Consider the following 17,635-nt stretch of genomic DNA (forward strand, 5'->3'; position numbering starts at 1 on the left):
GGGCCGGGCCGATCGGGCCCGCCGTGAGAGCCAGCCCGCCGCGAACCCCGGCAACCGCGCTCGTCGGCGCCCGCAGCGGCAGACCGCTCGCTGACGCCGCACCAGCGCGATGTCACGAGTTGGGCGATGCAGGCACCCGAATCGCCCAACGTGCGCCATGGCAGGTCCGAGACGATCCGAAAGCCGGCCCTCCGGGGGCTACGACCGTTGGGAGCGGTAGTACGCGATCAGCCCGCGCGTCGACGCGTCCTGCTGCGCGAGTGCAGCGTCGTCCTTCGAGATCGCCGGGGCGATCTGCATCGCGAGTTGCTTGCCGAGTTCGACGCCCCACTGGTCGAAGGAGTCGATGCCCCACACGACGCCCTGGGTGAAGGTGATGTGCTCGTAGAGCGCGATGAGCTGACCGACGACTGACGGGGTCAAGGCGGGCGCCATGATCGAGGTCGTCGGCCGGTTGCCCTCGAACACCTTGGCCGAGACCAGTTCCTCCGCAACCCCTTCCGCCCGAACCTCGTGGGCCGTCTTGCCGAAGGCGAGCGCCTTGGTCTGGGCGAAGAAGTTGGCGAGGAGGAGTTCGTGGACGTCGGCGTCGCCGTCCTTCGTCGGGTATGCCGTGTTCGCCATCGCGATGAAGTCGCACGGGATCAGCTGGGTCCCCTGATGGATCAGCTGATAGAAGGCGTGCTGCCCGTTGGTGCCCGGCTCACCCCAGAAGACCTCGCCCGTCTCGGTCGTGACGGGCTCGCCGTCGGCGCGCACGCCCTTGCCGTTGGACTCCATCGTCAGCTGCTGCAGATAGGCGGCGAAGCGGTGAAGGTACTGCGCATACGGCAGCACCGCGTGGCTCGCGGCCTTGAAGAAGTTGACATACCAGACGTTGAGCAAGCCCATCAGCGCCGGCACGTTCTGCGCCCACGGCGCAGTGGCGAAGTGCTCGTCGACGGCGTGGAAGCCGCCGAGGAAGTCGGCGAAGTTCTCCTTGCCGATGGCGACGCAGACGACGGTGCCGACCGCCGAGTCGACCGAATAGCGACCGCCCACCCAGTCCCAGAAGCCGAACGCGTTCGCCGGATCGATCCCGAAGTCGGCGACCTTGTCCAGCGCGGTCGAGACCGCCACGAAGTGCTTGGCGACCGCGCCCTTCCGCGCCTCCTCGGTGTCCTCGATCGCCCCCTGCTCGATGAGCCGGCGCCACAGCCAATCGCGTGCCATGCGAGCGTTCGTCAGCGTCTCCAGGGTCGTGAAGGTCTTGGACGCGACGATGAACAGCGTGGTCTCCGGGTCGAGATCGCTGAGCTTCTCCCCCGAGTCGGTGGGGTCGATGTTGGAGATGAACCGACATTGGATGCGTTCGTGGACATAGGGTTTCAGCGCCTCATACACCATCACCGGACCGAGGTCCGAGCCACCGATGCCGATATTGACGACCGTCTCGATCGGCTTGCCCGTGACGCCGACCCACTCCCCGTCGCGGACCTTGTCGGCGAACGCGTAGATCTTGTCCAGCACCTCGTGGACCTCGGGCATCACGTCGGTGCCGTCGACGACCAGCGAGTCCCCTGCGGGCCGGCGCAGCGCCGTATGCAGCACCGACCGGTTCTCGGTGACATTGATCCGCTCGCCGCTCAGCATCGCATCGCGCCGGTCGCCCAGGCCGACCTCGTCGGCAAGGGCGACGAGGGCCTCGAGGATGTGGTCATCGACGAGGTTCTTGGACAGGTCGACGTAGAGGTCGGCGCACGTGCGCGTGAAGCGGGCGGCGCGCTCCGGATCGCCCGCGAACGCGGCGCGCAGATCGGGTGTGTATGCGGTCTTCAGCCCCGTCAGCGTGGCCCAGGCGGTGGTTGTGGTCGGGTCGACGATCGTCATACCACTCACCCTAGTGATCCGTCCGCGCGACGGCAGCGGGGCCGTTCGGGCCAACCGTATGCCGAGCGTAGGCTGGGCCCGTGACGACGCTCGACCACGATCGACCGCGCTTGACCGCTGAGCATCAGGGCACGACGACGCCGTGGCTGCGGCGCATCCTCCTGCTCAACGTCATCGTCGAGGTGCTCATCGTCGTCACCGGCGGCCTGGTCCGCCTCACCGGGAGCGGCCTCGGCTGCCCGAGCTGGCCGCAGTGCGTGCCCGGCTCGTATACCCCCGTGCGGGAGCAGGCAGAGGGCTTCCACAAGTACATCGAATTCGGCAACCGCACCCTGACCGGCCTGGTCGGCTTCGTCGCCATCGCCGCCGTCCTCGCGATCTGGAAGTGGACCGACCGCCGCCGCGCCTTGCTCGTCCCGGCGCTGCTCGTCCTGGTCGGTGTCGGCGTCCAGGCCGTGCTCGGCGGCATCACCGTCCGCACCGGCCTCAACCCCGCCACGGTCGCCGCCCACTTCCTGGTGTCCATGGGCCTGGTGGCCGCGGCCATGGCCGCTTTCGTCGAGAGCGGTATGCCGCCCGGTCCCCGGCGGCATACGGCCCCCCAGATCGTCCGCCAATTGGGCTGGGCCACAGTGGCACTCGCGGTGGTCGTCTTGGTCCTGGGCACCGTCGTGACGGGGTCCGGCCCGCACTCCGGTGACGCGGACGAGCCGGCGCGCCTGTCCTTCGACCCGCGCTCGGCCTCGTGGCTGCACGCCGACTCCGTCATGCTCTTCGTCGGCCTCGTGGTGGCCATGGTCGTCGCCACTCGCATCTCGTCCCACTCGAGCCACCTGCGCGACGCCTGGCGCGCCGTGCTTCTGGTGACCCTCGCCCAGGGCGCCGTCGGCTACACGCAATACTTCACCAAGCTGCCGGAGGCGCTGGTCCTGACACACATGCTGCTCGCCAGCCTCCTGGTCGTCGCCCTCGTCGCCGCGATCAAGCAGTTCAAGCGTCCGACCGCACATGACGTAACCGTGGAATGACCATGCGCCGCACGGCTGTCGCCGCAGGAGCCTTGCTCCTCGTCGCCGGCTGTGCGACTGACCCGGCCACGTCGACGAGCGCGTCACAGACCACCACCGCGGACACCGGCTCCGCATCGGTTCCGGCCACGACCACACCCCGGGGCACCCCGTCGACGACGGTGCCCACGACGGCGCCCTCGAGTCGAGACTCATCATCGCCGGCAGCGTTCGCCGCCGAAGTCTTCCCGATCTACGAAGGACGCGGGCAGCGCATGATCGAAAGCGGCTCGTGGAACGGCACCTGTTCGGTCCCGTTCGCCGACCTGCGCCTGGTGCGGGTGAGCTACTGGGGCTTCGACCAGACGCCGCATACCGGGGAACTCGTCCTCAACGAGGACGCGGTGGACGCCGTCGTCTCGGCTCTTGGTGCGCTCTACGACGCGCGTTTCCCGATCCGCAAGATGGTCACCGTCGAGGACTACGGCGCCGACGACGAGATGTCGATGCGGGACGACAACAGCTCCGCCTTCAACGGCCGCTTCGTCGAAGGCACGACCTCGTGCTCCCAGCACGCATACGGCCGCGCCATCGACATCAACCCGCTCGAGAACCCGATGGTCAAGGACGGCAAGGTCTATCCCGCGACGGCCGGCGACTTCGTCGACCGCGACCAGGAGGCGACGGGCATGATCCATGCCGGTGACGTCGTGGTGCGGGCTTTTGCCGGCGTCGGCTGGTCCTGGGGCGGCGACTGGCATTCCCTGAAGGACTGGCAGCACTTCTCCGCCAACGGCCGCTGACCTGTTGCGTCAGTCCAGGCCCATCCCCCGGCGACCAGTGGCGTTGAGCTGCTCCAGGGTGAACCGGCCGGTCCAGTCCGCCTCGTAGTGCTCCTCGGGGAAGTCGGCCGGAGAGTCGCCGCTCATGAAGGCCTCGCGCACCTTGGCGGAGTCCTGCCACGAGGCCGGGGTCCGGGTGCCGGACGATATCGCCATCGCGGGCTTCGACGACATCCCCGAAGGGCGCTACCACACGCCCACCCTGACAACGATCGCACCGGATCTCGGCGCCTTGACCATGAGCGTTCTCGACCTGCTGATCCGGCGCATCGAAGGCGGGGCCGGGCCGGCCGAACGGGTGGAGGTGCCCTGGTCCCTGCAAGTGCGAGAAAGCACGGCGGGCAGACCCTTGGTCCCGCGTGAGTGTCACGTCGGCAATCACGCGGGACGCAAGGAGCCGTTGCGGCTACTGGCCGGCGGCCATCTCCGCCTCGCTGCGTTCGACGCAGAACTCGTTGCCCTCCGGATCGGCCATCGTCACCCAGCCGGAGCCGTTCGGGCGCCGATGGTCGCCGACGAGCGTGGCACCGAGCCCGAGGAGGCGCTCGACTTCCTCATCCCGGGTCCGGCCCAGCGGATGCAGGTCGAAGTGCAGCCGGTTCTTGGTGCGCTTGGAGTCCTCGACCCGTTGGAAGCACAGCCACGGCTGTGCTTCCGGCCCGACGAGCGTCATCGTCTCGTCGTCGGGATAGTTCGGGTCGTCGGGCGCGTCCGCGTAGTCGTCGAGAACGCTTTCCCACCAACGGCACTGGGCATAGTGGTCGGTGCAATCAATCATGATCGCTCTGATCTTCATGGTGCTTCTCCTGGTATGCAGGCACGCACCAGTCTCGGTCAGGTGAGACGGGGGCGCGCCATCGATGTTGTGGTCGACATCTCGCATCCCCTTCCGGCGATCAGGTGAGACGGAAGCACCCTACCCGAGGACGCCGCGAGGGCATCACCCTTTTCTTCGGCGCGCTGCCGCCGAGGGGTCAGGGAGACCACATGTCGGCGGGATCAGGGAACTTGGGTGGGACCGTCCCCGTCCGGCCACGGCCGGTACTCAGGGGTGGTGAGGCGCCGCAGCAACGCCCGCAGCCCGCGCCGGCGGTGGGAGCGCGCCGGCGATGTCGTTGTCGGGGTGGCGCTTTCGAGCCGGTAGTGCAGTTCCGACGCCACGAAGTCCGGGCCGGTGTGGATATTCATTTCTTCTCTCCTGTCGCGGCGGCCGGCTCGCCTCGAACGCGATCACGGGTGGACATCCCGTCCAAACAGCGCCCCGCGATATAGCCATTCCGGCCACCACCTCCATTATCCGCCACCGGATGTACCGAGATCCCCCTCAACCCCCCATCGAGGCGTCATTGTGGCCAACGTCATGGCCCACGGCCACGCGACGCAGAGGCTCATCAACCCCAGGGCAAGGCGTGAAAGACGAGCGGGTCGATGGCGACGGCGAGGAAGAGCACCGTCACATAGGTGATGGAGTAATGGAACAGGCGCATCGGCCTCAACTGCGCCATCGACGCATCCGCCTTCGCCGCCTTGAGCAGACGGTGCGCCTCCGCGAGAAACAGCCCACCGGACAGGACGGCGGCCACGGCATACAGCCAGCCCATCGGCGCGACCGGGATCAGCACCAGCGAGGTCACCACCATCACCCACGAATAGGCGACGATCTGCCGGCCGACACCGACATTGCCCTCCACCACCGGCAGCATCGGCACGCCGGCCTGCGCGTAGTCCTCCTTGAACCGCATCGACAGGGGCCAGTAGTGCGGCGGAGTCCAGAAGAAGATGACGAGGAAGAGCACGACCGCCGCCCACGACACGGTGCCCGTGACGGCCGCCCATCCGATGAGCACCGGCATACACCCGGCGATGCCGCCCCACACGATGTTCTGTGCGGTCCGGCGCTTGAGGATCATCGTGTAGCCCACGGCATACAGCACGATCGCGGCGAGCGACAAGGCCGCCGAGAGACCGTTGACGAAGACGGCGAACCAGATCGTCGAGATGAGCGCGAGCGCGGTCGCGAAGATCAGGGCGGCTCGCGGCGTGACCTCGCCGGTGACGAGCGGACGGTTCGCGGTGCGACCCATGTGCGCGTCGATGTCGCGGTCGTAGACCATGTTGTAGGTGTTCGCCGAACCGGCGGAGAGGGAGCCGCCGATGAGCGTGGCGACCACGAGCCACAGCGACGGCACCCCGCGCTGGGCGAGGAACATCGTGGGAACCGTTGTCACGAGCAGCAGTTCGATGATCCGTGGCTTGGTCAGCGCAACGTATGCCGCGAGCGTGCGCCGCCACGTCGGCTGCGTCGGCACGGCGGCGGGCGTATGCAGCGTGGTCACGGAAGCGGGCCCTCGGCCTTCGACTGGTGCGGGCGCCGGAGGTCGGCGCGTGTTCTCCTGGAAGTCTACCGGCCCCCTTGACCGGCCACGGGCGACGGGGCCGGGCGGGGCGGGGCCTACGACAGTCCGGCCCGGATCGCGAGGATGGCAGCCTGGACCCGGTCGCGGCTTCCCGTCTTGGCCAGCACATTGCTCACGTGCGTCTTGACCGAGCTCATCGACAGGTGGAGCCGGACCGTCATCTCCGCATTGGTCAGCCCTGCGCCGAGGAGCGCGAGGATCTCGCGCTCCCGCTCCGTCAGCGCGAAGGGGGTCAGGTCGGCCAACGTCGCCGGCCCGAGCGCACGCACCCGGTCCAGGACCGCGCCGGTGACGTCCGGGCTGAGGATGGAGTCCCCGGCCGCGACCCGGCGCACCGCCTCGACCAGTTCGCGGCCCGAGCACCGTTTGAGCAGGAAGCCGCGAGCCCCGGCGGCGATGGCGTCGAGGACATAGCTGTCCTCGTCGAAGGTCGTCACGACGATGACGGCGGGCGCGTGCGGGACGGCAGCCAGGGCCCGGGTGGCCGCGAGCCCATCCAGGCCCGGCATTCGAATGTCGACGAGTGCCAGCATCCTGGCCGCTGTGAGCTATGGCGCGGTCTCGGCGTTCGTGCCTAACCGGCCCATCGCAAGTCGGCCGATCACCGCCGCTGCGGCGCGCGTCACACGCATTAGGCTGAACCGAGCAGATCTATCCCGCACGCCCGTCCAGGAAGGACAACCGTGACTGCAGCGTCCACCGCGCCCGCCCGCAAACGCGCCGCCAAGAAGGCCCCGACCCGTTCGGTGCCGGCGCCCAAGGCGACGAAGGCGGGGTGGAGCGATCTGGATGTGCGTGCCGTCGACACCGTCCGGGTGCTGGCCGCCGACGCGGTGCAGAAGGTCGGCAACGGCCACCCCGGGACGGCGATGAGCCTGGCGCCCGTCGCCTATCTCCTCTTCCAGAACGTCATGCGCATTGACCCCAACGACGAGCACTGGCTCGGCCGCGACCGCTTCGTCCTGTCGTGCGGGCACTCCTCGCTGACGCAGTACATCCAGCTCTACCTCTCCGGCTACGGCCTCGAACTCGACGACCTCAAGGCGCTGCGCACCTGGGGCTCGAAGACCCCCGGGCATCCGGAAGTGCACCACACCACGGGCGTCGAGATCACCACCGGCCCGCTCGGGTCCGGCCTTGCCTCGGCCGTCGGGATGGCCTTCGCCCAGCGCCGCCAGCGCGGCCTGTTCGATCCGGACGCCAAGAAGGGCACCAGCCCCTTCGACCACCACATCTGGGTCATCGCGTCCGACGGCGACATCATGGAAGGCGTCACTCACGAGGCCTCCGCGCTCGCCGGCCACCAGGAACTCGGCAACCTGACCGTCATCTACGACCAGAACACGATCTCGATCGAGGACAAGACCGAGATCTCCTTCTCCGAGGACGTCGGCGCCCGCTACGCGGCATACGGCTGGAATGTCGTCGAGATCGACTGGCGGAAGGACGGCGACGGCGCGACCTACGTCGAGGACGTCGACGCCCTGCTGGCGGCTTGCGAGAAGTCCCGGGACGCCACGAAACCGACAATCATCGTGTTGCGCACGATCATCGCGTGGCCTTCCCCGACCAAGCAGGACACCGGCAAATCGCACGGGTCCGCGCTCGGCAGCGACGAGATCGCCGGCCTGAAGGAGGTCCTGGGGTTCGACCCGAAGAAGACCTTCGAGGTCTCCCGCGACGTCATCACCCACACCCGCAAGGTCAAGGCCCGCGGCAAGGCGCTGCACAAGGAGTGGGACAAGCGGTATGCCGCGTGGCGCAAGGGCAACGCGGAGGGCGCCGCGCTCCTGGATCGCCTTGTCTCCCAAGAGCTTCCGGCCGGTCTCGATAAGGCCGTCCCGTCCTTCCCCGCCGACCCCAAGGGCATCGCCACCCGCGCCGCCTCGGGCAAGGTGCTCGGCGCGCTCGCCGAGGTGGTGCCCGAGCTGTGGGGCGGATCGGCCGACCTGGCGGAATCCAACAACACGACGATGGAGGGGCAGCCGTCCTTCATCCCGGCCTCCAAGCAGACGCGGGAGTGGTCGGGCGGGCCCTACGGCCGCACCCTGCACTTCGGCATCCGCGAGTTCGGGATGGGGTTGATCCTCAACGGAATTGCCCTCGAGGGCCTGATGCGCCCCTACGGCGGCACCTTCCTCGTCTTCTCCGACTACATGCGCGCCGCCGTGCGGCTGGCGGCCATCCAGGAACTGCCCGTCACCTTCGTGTGGACGCACGACTCCATCGGCCTCGGCGAGGACGGCCCGACACACCAGCCGATCGAGCACCTGGCCTCGCTGCGCGCGATCCCGGGTTTCGAGGTGGTGCGGCCGGCCGACGCCAACGAGACGGCGGCGGCCTGGGTGCAGATCCTCAAGAACGCCAAGCCGGTCGGCCTGTGCCTGTCGCGGCAGGCGTTGCCGACGCAGGACCCCAAGGTCGCCGGCAAGATCTCGAATGTCGGCAAGGGCGCCTACATCCTGCGCGAAGCCTCCTCCGGCACACCGGACGTCATTCTCATCGCCACCGGCTCCGAGGTCGGCCTGGCGATGGCAGCAGCCGACACGCTCGAGAAGGGCAAGATCGCCACCCGCGTCGTCTCCATGCCGTGCCGCGAGTGGTTCGAGACCCAGACCAAGGGCTACCAGGAGAAGGTGCTCCCCGCCGCCGTCAAGGCGCGCGTCTCGGTCGAGGCCGGGGTGCCGATGGGCTGGCGCGACGTCGTCGGCGACGCGGGCGAGATCGTCGGTATCGACCACTTCGGCGCGTCCGCGGATGCCGCAACCCTGTTCCGCGAGTTCGGTTTCACGCCCGAGAAGGTCGTCGCCGCCGCGAAGCGCAGCATCAAGGCGGCCGCCGCGGCCGCGGGACCCGACGCACCGCAACCCAGCTCCGCCGACACCGACGTGGACGCGGGCAAGTCCTGAGCACGGCATACCCACAAGGAGCAGAACAGATGACTGACAATGCCAATCTGACCGCCCTGGCCGACGCCGGCGTCTCGGTGTGGCTGGACGACCTGTCCCGCGAACGCCTCACCTCCGGCAACCTCAAGGACGTGATGGAACACAGCGGGGTCGTCGGCGTCACGACGAACCCGTCAATCTTCCAGGCCGCCTTGGATCACGGCAATGCGTATGACGCGCAGGTGGCCGAACTCGCCGAAGCGGGCAAGTCCGTCGAGGAGGCGGTGTTCGAGATCACGACCCAGGACGTGCGCGACGCGTGTGATGTCCTCAGGCCGATCTACGACAAGACCGGCGGCAAGGACGGGCGCGTCTCCATCGAGGTCGACCCGCGACTGGCCCATGATGAGGGGCCGACGGTTGAGCAGGCCAAGGCGCTTTACGCCAAGGTCGACCGTCCCAATGTGATGATCAAGATCCCGGCCACTCTCGCAGGGCTGCCGGCGATCTCCGAGGTCATCGCCGATGGCATCAGCGTCAACGTGACCCTGATCTTCAGCCTCGAGCGCTATCGCGCTGTCATGAACGCCTATCTCGAGGGGCTGGAGCGCGCGCTCGCCGCCGGCAAGGACCTCTCGACGATCTGGTCGGTCGCCTCCTTCTTCGTCAGCCGGGTCGACACCGAGATCGACAAGCGGCTGGAGGCGATCGGTTCTCCGGAGGCGATGGCATTGCGCGGCACGGCCGCTGTCGCCAACGCCCAGCTGGCCTACCAGGCCTACGAGGAGGTCTTCTCGACGTCGCGCTGGGAGACGCTCGCGGCCGAGGGCGCCAACAAGCAGCGGCCGTTGTGGGCATCGACGGGCGTGAAGAACCCGGACTACTCCGACACCCTCTATGTCACCAACCTGGTCGCGGACAACACCGTCAACACCATGCCCGAGAAGACCCTCGACGCAGTCATCGACCACGGCAATATCGCCGGAGACGCCGTGACGGGGCATTACGCCGATGCGGCCAAGGTGCTCGATGACATTGCGGCACAGAACATTTCGTACACCGAGGTGACCGAGCTGCTGGAGAAGGAGGGCGTCGAGAAGTTCGAGGCGTCCTGGAACTCCCTCCTCACCGACCTCCAGGCCGCACTGGAGGCGGCCAAATAACCCCCATCGTGGCGGGCGTCGGCGCAAGCCGGCGCCCGCCGCCAAGACTCCCCGAGAAGACCCCGGAGAAGTCCTCCGCTCTCACCTGAAAGGACGCGATGAGTCCCGCCCGTGTCGCTCCTGGTCACAATCCCCTGCGCGATCCTCGCGACAAACGGCTGCCACGGATCGCCGGACCCTGCGCCCTGGTGCTTTTCGGCGTCACGGGCGACCTGGCGACCAAGAAGCTGATGCCGGCGATCTATGACCTGGCCAACCGGGGTCTGCTGCCGCCGGGCTTCAGCCTCGTCGGGTTCGCCCGGCGCGACTGGGCCGATCAGGACTTCGGCAAGATCGTCTACGAGTCGATCAAGGCGCGTTCCCGCACGCCCTTCCGGGAGGAGGTGTGGCGCTCCCTGGCCGAGGGAATCCGTTTTGTCCCAGGGACTTTCGACGACGACAACGCCTTCGACCTGCTTGCCGCCACGCTCGCCGAACTGGACGAGATGCGCGGCACCGGCGGAAATACGGCCTTCTATCTCTCGATCCCGCCCGGCTTCTTCGCCACCGTCTGCGAGCAACTCGAGCGTGCCGGGTTGTCGACGCCGAAGGAGGGCTCGTGGCGCCGGGTCGTGATCGAGAAACCGTTCGGGCATGACCTCAAGAGCGCCCGCGAACTCAACGCCATCGTCGAGGGTGTCTTCCCGGCCGACGCGGTCTTCAGGATCGACCACTATCTCGGCAAGGAGACGGTCCAGAACCTGCTGGCGCTGCGCTTCGCCAATCAGATGTTCGAGCCGGTGTGGAACAGCAACTACGTCGACCACGTGCAGATCACGATGGCCGAGGACATCGGCATCGGCGCCCGGGCCGGCTATTACGACGGCATCGGCGCCGCCCGCGACGTCATCCAGAACCACCTGCTGCAGCTGATGGCGCTCACCGCGATGGAGGAACCGGTCTCGTTCGACGCCGACGGGCTGCGCTTGGAGAAGGAAAAAGTCCTTGGGGCGGTTCGCATTCCGAAGGACCTGGCCACCGGCACCGCCCGCGGGCAGTATGCCGAGGGGTGGCAGGGCGCCGAACACGTCGTGGGATTCCTGCAGGAGAAGGGCGTCCCCAACACCTCGACAACCGAGACGTATGCCGCGGTCCGCCTCGACGTGGAGACCCGCCGGTGGGCGGGGGTGCCCTTCTATCTGCGCACCGGCAAGCGGCTCGGCAAACGCGTGACCGAGATCGCCGTCGTCTTCAAGAGGGCACCGCACCTGCCGTTCACCGACACCGCGACCGAAGAGCTCGGCCAGAACGCCGTCGTCATCCGGGTCCAGCCCGACGAAGGCGTCACCTTGCGCTTCGGCGCGAAAGTGCCTGGGGCGCAAATGGAAGTGCGCGATGTGACGATGGATTTCGGGTATGGCCGTGCCTTCACCGAGTCCTCTCCCGAGGCCTACGAGCGCCTCATTCTCGATGTCCTCTTGGGCGAGCCGCCGCTGTTCCCGCGCCACGAGGAGGTCGAGCTGTCCTGGCAGATCCTCGACCCGATCGAGGCCTTCTGGGCGCGCCAGGGCAGCAAACCCGACCAATATGCTTCCGGCGGCTGGGGGCCCAAGTCCGCCGATGAGTTGATGCGCCGCGACGGCCGCGAATGGAGGCTTCCATGACCACCCCAATAAGTTCTGCGCTCCTCCGTCGCTCCGCTACTGATCGGGGACCCCGGAAGTGATCGTCGACCTGCCCAGCACCACGACCGCCAACATCTCCAAGAAGCTCATCGCGCTGCGCCAGGACGTCGGCGCCATGGCGCTCTCGCGCGTGCTCACCCTCGTCGTCGTGACCGACGAACAGGGCGCCGACGCGGCGATCGACACGGCGAACACCGCGAGCCGGCAGCACCCCTCCCGGATCATCGTCGTCATCACCGCCAACAAGCGAGGGGCCGCACGGCTGGATGCCCAGATCCGGGTGGGCGGGGATGCCGGCGCCAGCGAGGTCGTCGTCATCCGCCTCTACGGGCCCCTGGCCGCACACGGCCGCTCGGTCGTCACGCCCCTCCTGCTGGCTGACTCCCCCATCGTCGTCTGGTGGCCGGGTGAGCCGCCGAAGGACCCCGGCGCGGATCCCATCGGCGCGATGGCGCAGCGGCGGGTCACCGACTCGGCGAAGTCGGCCGCGAAACCCAAGGCGGTCCTCGGCCGGCTCGCCGCGGCATACACCGACGGCGACACCGACCTTGCCTGGTCGCGGATCACCCTGTGGCGCGGCCTGCTCGCCGCTGCCCTGGACCAGGCGCCCTACGAGCCGGTGACCGAAGCCCTCGTCGTCGCCGCCCCGGATTCACCGTCCGGCGACCTCCTGGCGGGCTGGCTCGCCGCCTACCTGAAGTGCCCCGTCGCGCTGGTCCGCGGCGCCCACCGCAGCGGCATCATCTCCGTGCGCCTGACCCGCAAGTCCAGCACGATCGACCTGGTGCGCCCGCAGGAGGGCAATGTCGCCACGGCCATCCAGACTGGCCAGCCCGAGCGCACCATCGCCCTGGCGCACCGCAAGGACGCCGAGTGCCTCGCCGACGAACTGCGCCGGCTGGACTCCGACGAGGTCTACGAGGAGGCGCTGCGTCGCGGCATACCGAAAATCACCGCCAAGACGATGACCGCAGGCGCGGCCGTTCGTTCGGGACTCGCGGTCTCGGAGAAGGAGGCGATGGAGATCGCCAACCGCGTGCACCGCAAGAACCGTCTCGGCAAGGCGGCGTCGATGGTCACCGAACTTCCCGACGCGAGCGATGACGAGCAGCGCGTGAAGGTGGCCGCCGCCGAGAAGTTGGCCGCGTCGACCAAGACCGACCTGGAGCCACCTTCGGAGCCCACCAGCCGAGCGGGCCGGGCGGCCACCAAGCGCTGACGCAGTCAGACGCGCGTTACTTGATCAGGCCACGGTCGCGGAGGCTGCCGAGCGCCTCGTCGAGGATGGCGGCGCCGTCGGTGTCGGAGCGGCGCTCCTTCACATAGGCCAGGTGAGTCTTGTAGGGCTCGACCTTGGGCGGCTGGGGCGGGTTGTCCTTGTCCTGACCGGCGGGGAAGCCACAGCGAGGGCAGTCCCAGAATTCCGGTATGACGAGGCCGGGCTCCTCCGCGAAGCTGGGCCGGGTCTCGTGGTTGTTGGCGCAGTAGTAGGAGACGAAGACGCGGGCGGCGACTTCGCCGCGCTCGGCCTCACCCATCGGTCCGGCACCCACCCGGCTCCCGCGAATGGCATTACCACCAGCCATAGTTCCCGTTCGTCCTCTCTGACGTCATGACCTGTGCACTGACGTCATGACCTGTGCAGTGTCGAGTGGAGTGTACGTCGAGACGGGTGAGATGTGTGTGGGGCGACCCGGTTCCAGGTGCGATCCGTATCAGTCACGAGTCCGGCGGACCCGCGGCTGCGGGTTCATTCGACGGGCAACCCATCCGGACGTGGGGTGATCGCCCCACCTCTTGAGCCCGGTCGGTGTGGCGCCCGGTCCGGCCCTCAGGCGTTGAAGCGGTCGATCAGGCCGATGCCGACCACGGCGGTGACCCACACGAGGGCCATCATGATCGTGATGCGGGTCAGGTTCTTCTCGGCCACGGAGGAAGAGGACATCGAGGTCGACAGGCCGCCACCGAACATGTCGGACACGCCACCGCCCTTGCCCTTGTGCAGCAGGATGAGCAGGGTCAGGAAGAGCCCGGAGATGACAAGCAGCACCTGCAGTCCGATGCGCACCGCATCCATCGGTTCCAACCTTTCGATCGAGTGTGGCCGGCCGCGGCCAACCGAAAAAGGATACCTGCCGCGGCCTACCCGTCCCAACGCGCCGGCTGCGCGGACCGGTTCCCCCGGCATACGGCGGGGTTTTGGGCGGGAACATAGCGGTGCGCAACGGAAATGTTCCGTTGCGCACCGCTAGTTTTCCGCCCTGGGCGGAAAAGTTGTGACTCCGGCGATCTACGCGTCGGGGACGACGTGCTGCTGGTAGCGGCAGATCGCGGCGAACTCGGCGGCGTCGAGGGCGGCGCCGCCGACGAGGGCGCCGTCGACGTCCCTGCCGCCCATGATCTGGGCGATATTGCTCGACTTGACCGAGCCGCCATAGAGGATGCGGATGCCGTCCGCGGTGTCGCCGGTGTACATCTCGGCGAGCTGGGTGCGGATGGCGCCGCAGACCTCCTGGGCGTCATCGGGGGTGGCGACCTCGCCGGTGCCGATGGCCCAGATGGGCTCATAGGCGATGACGATGGAGCGCACCTGCTCGGGCGTCAGCTGCGCCAGGCCGGCCCGGATCTGATCCAGGACGTGCGCGACATGGGTGCCGGCCTTGCGGATCTCCAGGCCCTCGCCGCAGCAGAAGATCGGCGTCAAGCCATAGCGGTATGCCGCGGCGAGCTTGTCCGCGACGACCTCGTCGGTCTCGTTGTGGTACTCGCGCCGCTCGCTGTGCCCGACGATGACATAGGTGCAGCCGAGCTTGGCGAGGAAGGCGCCGGAGATCTCGCCGGTGTAAGCGCCGGAGTCGTGAACCGAAAGGTCCTGACCGCCGTACTTGATCTCCAGCTTGTCGCCGTCGACCAGGGTCTGCACGGTGCGCAGGTCGGTGAACGGCGGGCAGACCGCGACCTCGACGGCGCCGAAGTCGTGGTTGGCGTCCTTGAGGGTCCAGTCGAGTTTCTGCACCAACAGCGCCGCCGCCTGGTGGTCCAGATTCATCTTCCAGTTGCCCGCCATCAGCGGGGTGCGGCTCATTTGATGCCTTCCAGGATCGTGATGCCCGGCAGCGCCTTGCCCTCGAGGTATTCGAGGGAGGCCCCACCACCGGTGGAGATATGACCGAAGTCGCTGTCGGCGAAGCCCATCTGCCGCACGGCAGCGGCCGAGTCGCCACCGCCGACGACGGTGAGCGCACCGGCGGCCGTCGCGTCGACGAGGGCCTGCGCAACGGTCTTGGTGCCGGCAGCGAAGGGCGCCATCTCGAAGGCACCCATGGGGCCGTTCCAGAAGACCGTCTTGGCGTCGGCCAGCTTGGACGCGTAGAGCTCGGCGGACTTCGGGCCGATGTCCAGGCCCATCATGTCGGCCGGGATCTTGTCGGCGTCGACGACGGCGGTCTCGGTGTCGGCGGAGAACTCCTTGCCGCAGACGATGTCGACCGGCAGCACCAGTTCGACGCCCTCGGCGGCGGCCCGCTCCAGATAGCCCTTGCACGCCTCGACCGAGTCGGCGTCGAAGAGGCTCTTGCCGATCTCGTGGCCCTGGGCCGCGAGGAAGGTGAAGAGCATCCCGCCGCCGATCAGCAGCCGGTCGGCCTTGCCGAGGAGGTTGTCGATGACCGCGAGCTTGTCGGCGACCTTCGCGCCGCCCAGGACCACGGCATACGGCCGCTCGGGGTCCTCGGTCAGCCGCTTGAGGACATCGACCTCGGCCGCCACCAGACCACCCATCGCCGATGGGAGGAGGGTGGCCACGTCATACACGGCCGCCTGCTTGCGGTGCACGACCCCGAAGCCGTCGGAGACATACGCGTCGGCCAGGCCGGCCAGCGCGCCGGCGAACTCGGCCCGCTCCTCGTCGGTCTTGGCGGTCTCGCCGGGGTTGAAGCGCAGGTTCTCGAGCAGGACGACGTCGCCGTCGGACATCGCGTCGACGGCCGCCTGGGCGGATTCGCCGACGGTGTCGGTGGCGAAGGTGACGTCCTGGCCGAGCAGTTCACCGAGGCGGGCGGCCACGGGCGCGAGGGAGTACTTGTCCTCCGGGGCGCCCTTGGGCCGGCCGAGGTGGGCGCACACGATGACGCGTGCGCCCCCCTCGGTCAGAGCCTCGATCGTGGGGATCGAGGCCCGGATCCGGCCGTCGTCGGTGATCGTCGTGCCGTCGAGCGGCACGTTGAGGTCGGACCGGACGAGCACGCGCTTGCCGCGCAGGTCGCCCAGGGAGGCCAGATCACCCATGGTGGATCAGAGGCTCTTGCCGACGAGGTTGACGAGGTCGACGAGGCGGTTGGAGTAGCCCCACTCGTTGTCGTACCAGCCGACGACCTTGACCTGGTTGCCGATGACCTTGGTCAGCGGGGCGTCGAAGATGCAGGACGCCGGGTCGGTGACGATGTCCATCGAGACGATCGGGTCCTCGGAGTAGCGCAGGTAACCCTTGAGCGGGCCCTCGGCGGCCTTCTTGACGGCGGCGTTGACCTCTTCGACCGTGGTCTCGCGGCTGGCCTCGAAGGTGAGGTCGGTGGCCGAGCCGGTGGGGGTGGGCACGCGCAGGGCGTAGCCGTCGAGCTTGCCCTTGAGCTCGGGCAGGACGAGGGCGACGGCCTTGGCGGCACCGGTGGTCGTCGGCACGATGTTGAGGGCGGCGGCGCGGGCGCGGCGCAGGTCCTTGTGCGGGCCGTCGAGCAGGTTCTGGTCACCGGTGTAGGCGTGGATGGTGGTCATCAGGCCCTTGACGATGCCGAGCTCGTCGTTGAGGGCCTTGGCCATCGGCGCCAGGCAGTTGGTGGTGCAGGAGGCATTGGAGATGATGTGGTGCTTCTCCGGGTCGTAGTCGCCCTCGTTGACGCCCATGACGAAGGTGGCGTCCTCGTTCTTCGCCGGGGCGGAGATGATGACCTTCTTGGCGCCGCCGTCGATGTGTGCCTTGGCCTTGGTGGCGTCGGTGAAGAAGCCGGTGGACTCGATGACGACATCGGCGCCCACGGACTTCCAGTCCAGGTTGGCCGGGTCGCGGTCCTCGAAGACCTTGAAGGACTTGCCGTTGACGGTGATCGACTCCTCGTCGAACGTGACGTCGCCGTCGAGGCGGCCCAGGACCGAGTCGTACTTCAGGAGGGTCGCGAGCGTCTTGTTGTCCGTCAGGTCGTTGACGGCCACGATCTCGATGTCGGCGCCGGACGCCTGGACGGCGCGGAAGAAGTTGCGGCCGATCCGGCCGAAGCCGTTGATGCCAACGCGAACAGTCATTGCTGAAAGCCTTGCCTTCCGTAGGGGGTATGCGGTGTCGCCTCTATGCGGCACCTGACCGATACCCAGCCTATTGCGCCCCGGTTCGCCAAGGCACCCCGCCCAGCCATCGGACGCTTTTCTCGGCTGCGTCTCAGAGCGTGAGAGGCGCGACTCAGTCGTCGAGCAGGTCGGCGGAGATCACCGCCTCGGTGTCCGGAACGCCGAGTTCACCCGCCCGTTTGTCGGCCATCGCCAGCAGCCGCCGAATACGCCCGGCGACGGCGTCCTTGGTCATGGGTGGCTGCGCCAGCGCCCCGAGCTCCTCCAGAGAAGCCTGCTTGTGCGCCATCCGCAGGTCGCCGGCGACGCGCAGGTGATCGGGCACGTCGTCGCCGAGGATCTCCAGCGCCCGCTGCACGCGGGCGCCGGCGGCGACGGCCGCCTGGGCCGAGCGGCGCAGGTTGGCGTCGTCGAAGTTCGCGAGCCGGTTGGCGGGGGGGGGGGG

At 68.3% G+C, this 17,635-nt stretch carries 18 protein-coding genes and 1 pseudogene; 7 read left to right on the forward strand and 12 right to left on the reverse strand.

The features are described 5' to 3' along the window. Nucleotides 1–198: 198 nt before the first annotated feature. Nucleotides 199–1,869 (reverse strand): glucose-6-phosphate isomerase, encoded by a 1,671-nt coding sequence (gene pgi, locus BN11_RS04665; RefSeq protein WP_048695125.1) that lies wholly within the window; start codon nt 1,867–1,869, stop codon nt 199–201. Between the two features lie 80 nt (nt 1,870–1,949). On the opposite strand from pgi, the gene BN11_RS04670 reads away from it, so the two are divergent. Both BN11_RS04670 and BN11_RS04675 read left to right on the forward strand, forming a co-directional pair. Beyond that, nucleotides 1,950–2,897 carry a COX15/CtaA family protein gene (locus BN11_RS04670; RefSeq protein WP_235435360.1) on the forward strand — a complete coding sequence of 316 codons (948 nt, stop codon included), beginning with the start codon at nt 1,950–1,952 and terminating at the stop codon, nt 2,895–2,897. A gap of 254 nt (nt 2,898–3,151) precedes the next feature. After that, nucleotides 3,152–3,679, forward strand: coding sequence for a M15 family metallopeptidase (locus BN11_RS04675; protein WP_162213159.1), 528 nt, complete (start codon nt 3,152–3,154; stop codon nt 3,677–3,679). 9 nt (nt 3,680–3,688) lie between these two features. Here the strand turns inward: BN11_RS04675 and BN11_RS04680 are convergent, their stop codons facing one another. Next, on the reverse strand, nt 3,689–3,874 hold the full coding sequence (locus BN11_RS04680; protein WP_235435361.1) for a YbiU family protein: 186 nt from the start codon (nt 3,872–3,874) through the stop codon (nt 3,689–3,691). Here BN11_RS04680 and BN11_RS25040 point away from each other — a divergent pair. Further along, nucleotides 3,804–3,995: pseudogene (locus BN11_RS25040) on the forward strand (substrate-binding domain-containing protein); the annotation flags it as partial. The gene BN11_RS04680 and the pseudogene BN11_RS25040 overlap by 71 nt on opposite strands. A 129-nt stretch (nt 3,996–4,124) precedes the next feature. Here BN11_RS25040 and BN11_RS23420 read toward each other — a convergent pair. The 4 genes from BN11_RS23420 to BN11_RS04700 all read right to left on the reverse strand — a co-directional run bounded on the left by BN11_RS23420 (nt 4,125) and on the right by BN11_RS04700 (nt 6,668). Beyond that, nucleotides 4,125–4,514 (reverse strand): VOC family protein, encoded by a 390-nt coding sequence (locus BN11_RS23420; RefSeq protein ID WP_048695130.1) that lies wholly within the window; start codon nt 4,512–4,514, stop codon nt 4,125–4,127. Nucleotides 4,515–4,717: 203 nt separating this feature from the next. Continuing rightward, nucleotides 4,718–4,906 (reverse strand): hypothetical protein, encoded by a 189-nt coding sequence (locus BN11_RS04690; RefSeq protein WP_048695133.1) that lies wholly within the window; start codon nt 4,904–4,906, stop codon nt 4,718–4,720. 203 nt (nt 4,907–5,109) lie between these two features. Next, nucleotides 5,110–6,054, reverse strand: a complete 945-nt coding sequence (locus tag BN11_RS04695; RefSeq protein ID WP_083433534.1) for a heme o synthase — start codon at nt 6,052–6,054, stop codon at nt 5,110–5,112. Nucleotides 6,055–6,170: 116 nt separating this feature from the next. Beyond that, complete coding sequence (locus tag BN11_RS04700) at nt 6,171–6,668, reverse strand: response regulator (RefSeq protein ID WP_083433535.1); 498 nt, start codon at nt 6,666–6,668, stop codon at nt 6,171–6,173. A 150-nt stretch (nt 6,669–6,818) separates the two neighbouring features. On the opposite strand from BN11_RS04700, the gene tkt reads away from it, so the two are divergent. From tkt to BN11_RS04720, 4 genes are all read left to right on the forward strand, one after another. Then, nucleotides 6,819–9,044 (forward strand): transketolase, encoded by a 2,226-nt coding sequence (gene tkt / locus BN11_RS04705; protein WP_048695136.1) that lies wholly within the window; start codon nt 6,819–6,821, stop codon nt 9,042–9,044. Nucleotides 9,045–9,073: 29 nt separating this feature from the next. After that, nucleotides 9,074–10,186: a transaldolase gene (gene tal, locus BN11_RS04710; RefSeq protein ID WP_048695138.1), complete on the forward strand. Its 1,113-nt coding sequence runs from the start codon at nt 9,074–9,076 to the stop codon at nt 10,184–10,186. A gap of 98 nt (nt 10,187–10,284) precedes the next feature. Continuing rightward, nucleotides 10,285–11,829: a glucose-6-phosphate dehydrogenase gene (gene zwf, locus BN11_RS04715; protein ID WP_048695141.1), complete on the forward strand. Its 1,545-nt coding sequence runs from the start codon at nt 10,285–10,287 to the stop codon at nt 11,827–11,829. Between the two features lie 58 nt (nt 11,830–11,887). After that, nucleotides 11,888–13,069: a glucose-6-phosphate dehydrogenase assembly protein OpcA gene (locus BN11_RS04720; protein ID WP_048695143.1), complete on the forward strand. Its 1,182-nt coding sequence runs from the start codon at nt 11,888–11,890 to the stop codon at nt 13,067–13,069. A 16-nt stretch (nt 13,070–13,085) separates the two neighbouring features. On the opposite strand, the gene BN11_RS04725 is transcribed toward BN11_RS04720, so the two are convergent. The 6 genes from BN11_RS04725 to whiA all read right to left on the reverse strand — a co-directional run. Beyond that, nucleotides 13,086–13,436 (reverse strand): RNA polymerase-binding protein RbpA, encoded by a 351-nt coding sequence (locus BN11_RS04725; protein ID WP_083433536.1) that lies wholly within the window; start codon nt 13,434–13,436, stop codon nt 13,086–13,088. Nucleotides 13,437–13,681: 245 nt separating this feature from the next. Beyond that, on the reverse strand, nt 13,682–13,927 hold the full coding sequence (secG, locus tag BN11_RS04730; protein WP_048695149.1) for a preprotein translocase subunit SecG: 246 nt from the start codon (nt 13,925–13,927) through the stop codon (nt 13,682–13,684). A gap of 213 nt (nt 13,928–14,140) precedes the next feature. Continuing rightward, nucleotides 14,141–14,935 carry a triose-phosphate isomerase gene (gene tpiA / locus BN11_RS04735; protein ID WP_048695152.1) on the reverse strand — a complete coding sequence of 265 codons (795 nt, stop codon included), beginning with the start codon at nt 14,933–14,935 and terminating at the stop codon, nt 14,141–14,143. Further along, nucleotides 14,932–16,137 carry a phosphoglycerate kinase gene (locus BN11_RS04740; protein ID WP_048695154.1) on the reverse strand — a complete coding sequence of 402 codons (1,206 nt, stop codon included), beginning with the start codon at nt 16,135–16,137 and terminating at the stop codon, nt 14,932–14,934. Before BN11_RS04740 ends, tpiA begins: the two co-directional genes overlap by 4 nt. A 6-nt stretch (nt 16,138–16,143) precedes the next feature. Next, nucleotides 16,144–17,148 (reverse strand): type I glyceraldehyde-3-phosphate dehydrogenase, encoded by a 1,005-nt coding sequence (gene gap / locus BN11_RS04745; protein WP_048695157.1) that lies wholly within the window; start codon nt 17,146–17,148, stop codon nt 16,144–16,146. A gap of 154 nt (nt 17,149–17,302) precedes the next feature. Continuing rightward, the coding region (gene whiA / locus BN11_RS04750) for a DNA-binding protein WhiA (RefSeq protein ID WP_048695160.1) at nt 17,303–17,635 on the reverse strand (333 nt) is incomplete at its 5' end.

This window comes from Nostocoides australiense Ben110 (assembly GCF_001050535.1).
Lineage (GTDB): Bacteria > Actinomycetota > Actinomycetes > Actinomycetales > Dermatophilaceae > Nostocoides_A > Nostocoides_A australiense.

What these genes read in the sequence shown, in the direction of transcription:
- BN11_RS04680 (WP_235435361.1), bottom strand. Translation starts at nt 3,874, where the DNA reads ATGGCGATATCGTCCGGCACCCGGACCCCGGCCTCGTGGCAGGACTCC.
- BN11_RS04740 (WP_048695154.1), bottom strand. Translation starts at nt 16,137, where the DNA reads ATGGGTGATCTGGCCTCCCTGGGCGACCTGCGCGGCAAGCGCGTGCTC.
- tal (WP_048695138.1), top strand. Translation starts at nt 9,074, where the DNA reads ATGACTGACAATGCCAATCTGACCGCCCTGGCCGACGCCGGCGTCTCG.
- BN11_RS04675 (WP_162213159.1), top strand. Translation starts at nt 3,152, where the DNA reads ATGATCGAAAGCGGCTCGTGGAACGGCACCTGTTCGGTCCCGTTCGCC.
- BN11_RS04725 (WP_083433536.1), bottom strand. Translation starts at nt 13,436, where the DNA reads ATGGCTGGTGGTAATGCCATTCGCGGGAGCCGGGTGGGTGCCGGACCG.
- BN11_RS04700 (WP_083433535.1), bottom strand. Translation starts at nt 6,668, where the DNA reads ATGCTGGCACTCGTCGACATTCGAATGCCGGGCCTGGATGGGCTCGCG.
- pgi (WP_048695125.1), bottom strand. Translation starts at nt 1,869, where the DNA reads ATGACGATCGTCGACCCGACCACAACCACCGCCTGGGCCACGCTGACG.
- zwf (WP_048695141.1), top strand. Translation starts at nt 10,285, where the DNA reads ATGAGTCCCGCCCGTGTCGCTCCTGGTCACAATCCCCTGCGCGATCCT.
- BN11_RS23420 (WP_048695130.1), bottom strand. Translation starts at nt 4,514, where the DNA reads ATGAAGATCAGAGCGATCATGATTGATTGCACCGACCACTATGCCCAG.
- tpiA (WP_048695152.1), bottom strand. Translation starts at nt 14,935, where the DNA reads ATGAGCCGCACCCCGCTGATGGCGGGCAACTGGAAGATGAATCTGGAC.
- gap (WP_048695157.1), bottom strand. Translation starts at nt 17,148, where the DNA reads ATGACTGTTCGCGTTGGCATCAACGGCTTCGGCCGGATCGGCCGCAAC.
- secG (WP_048695149.1), bottom strand. Translation starts at nt 13,927, where the DNA reads ATGGATGCGGTGCGCATCGGACTGCAGGTGCTGCTTGTCATCTCCGGG.
- BN11_RS04690 (WP_048695133.1), bottom strand. Translation starts at nt 4,906, where the DNA reads ATGAATATCCACACCGGCCCGGACTTCGTGGCGTCGGAACTGCACTAC.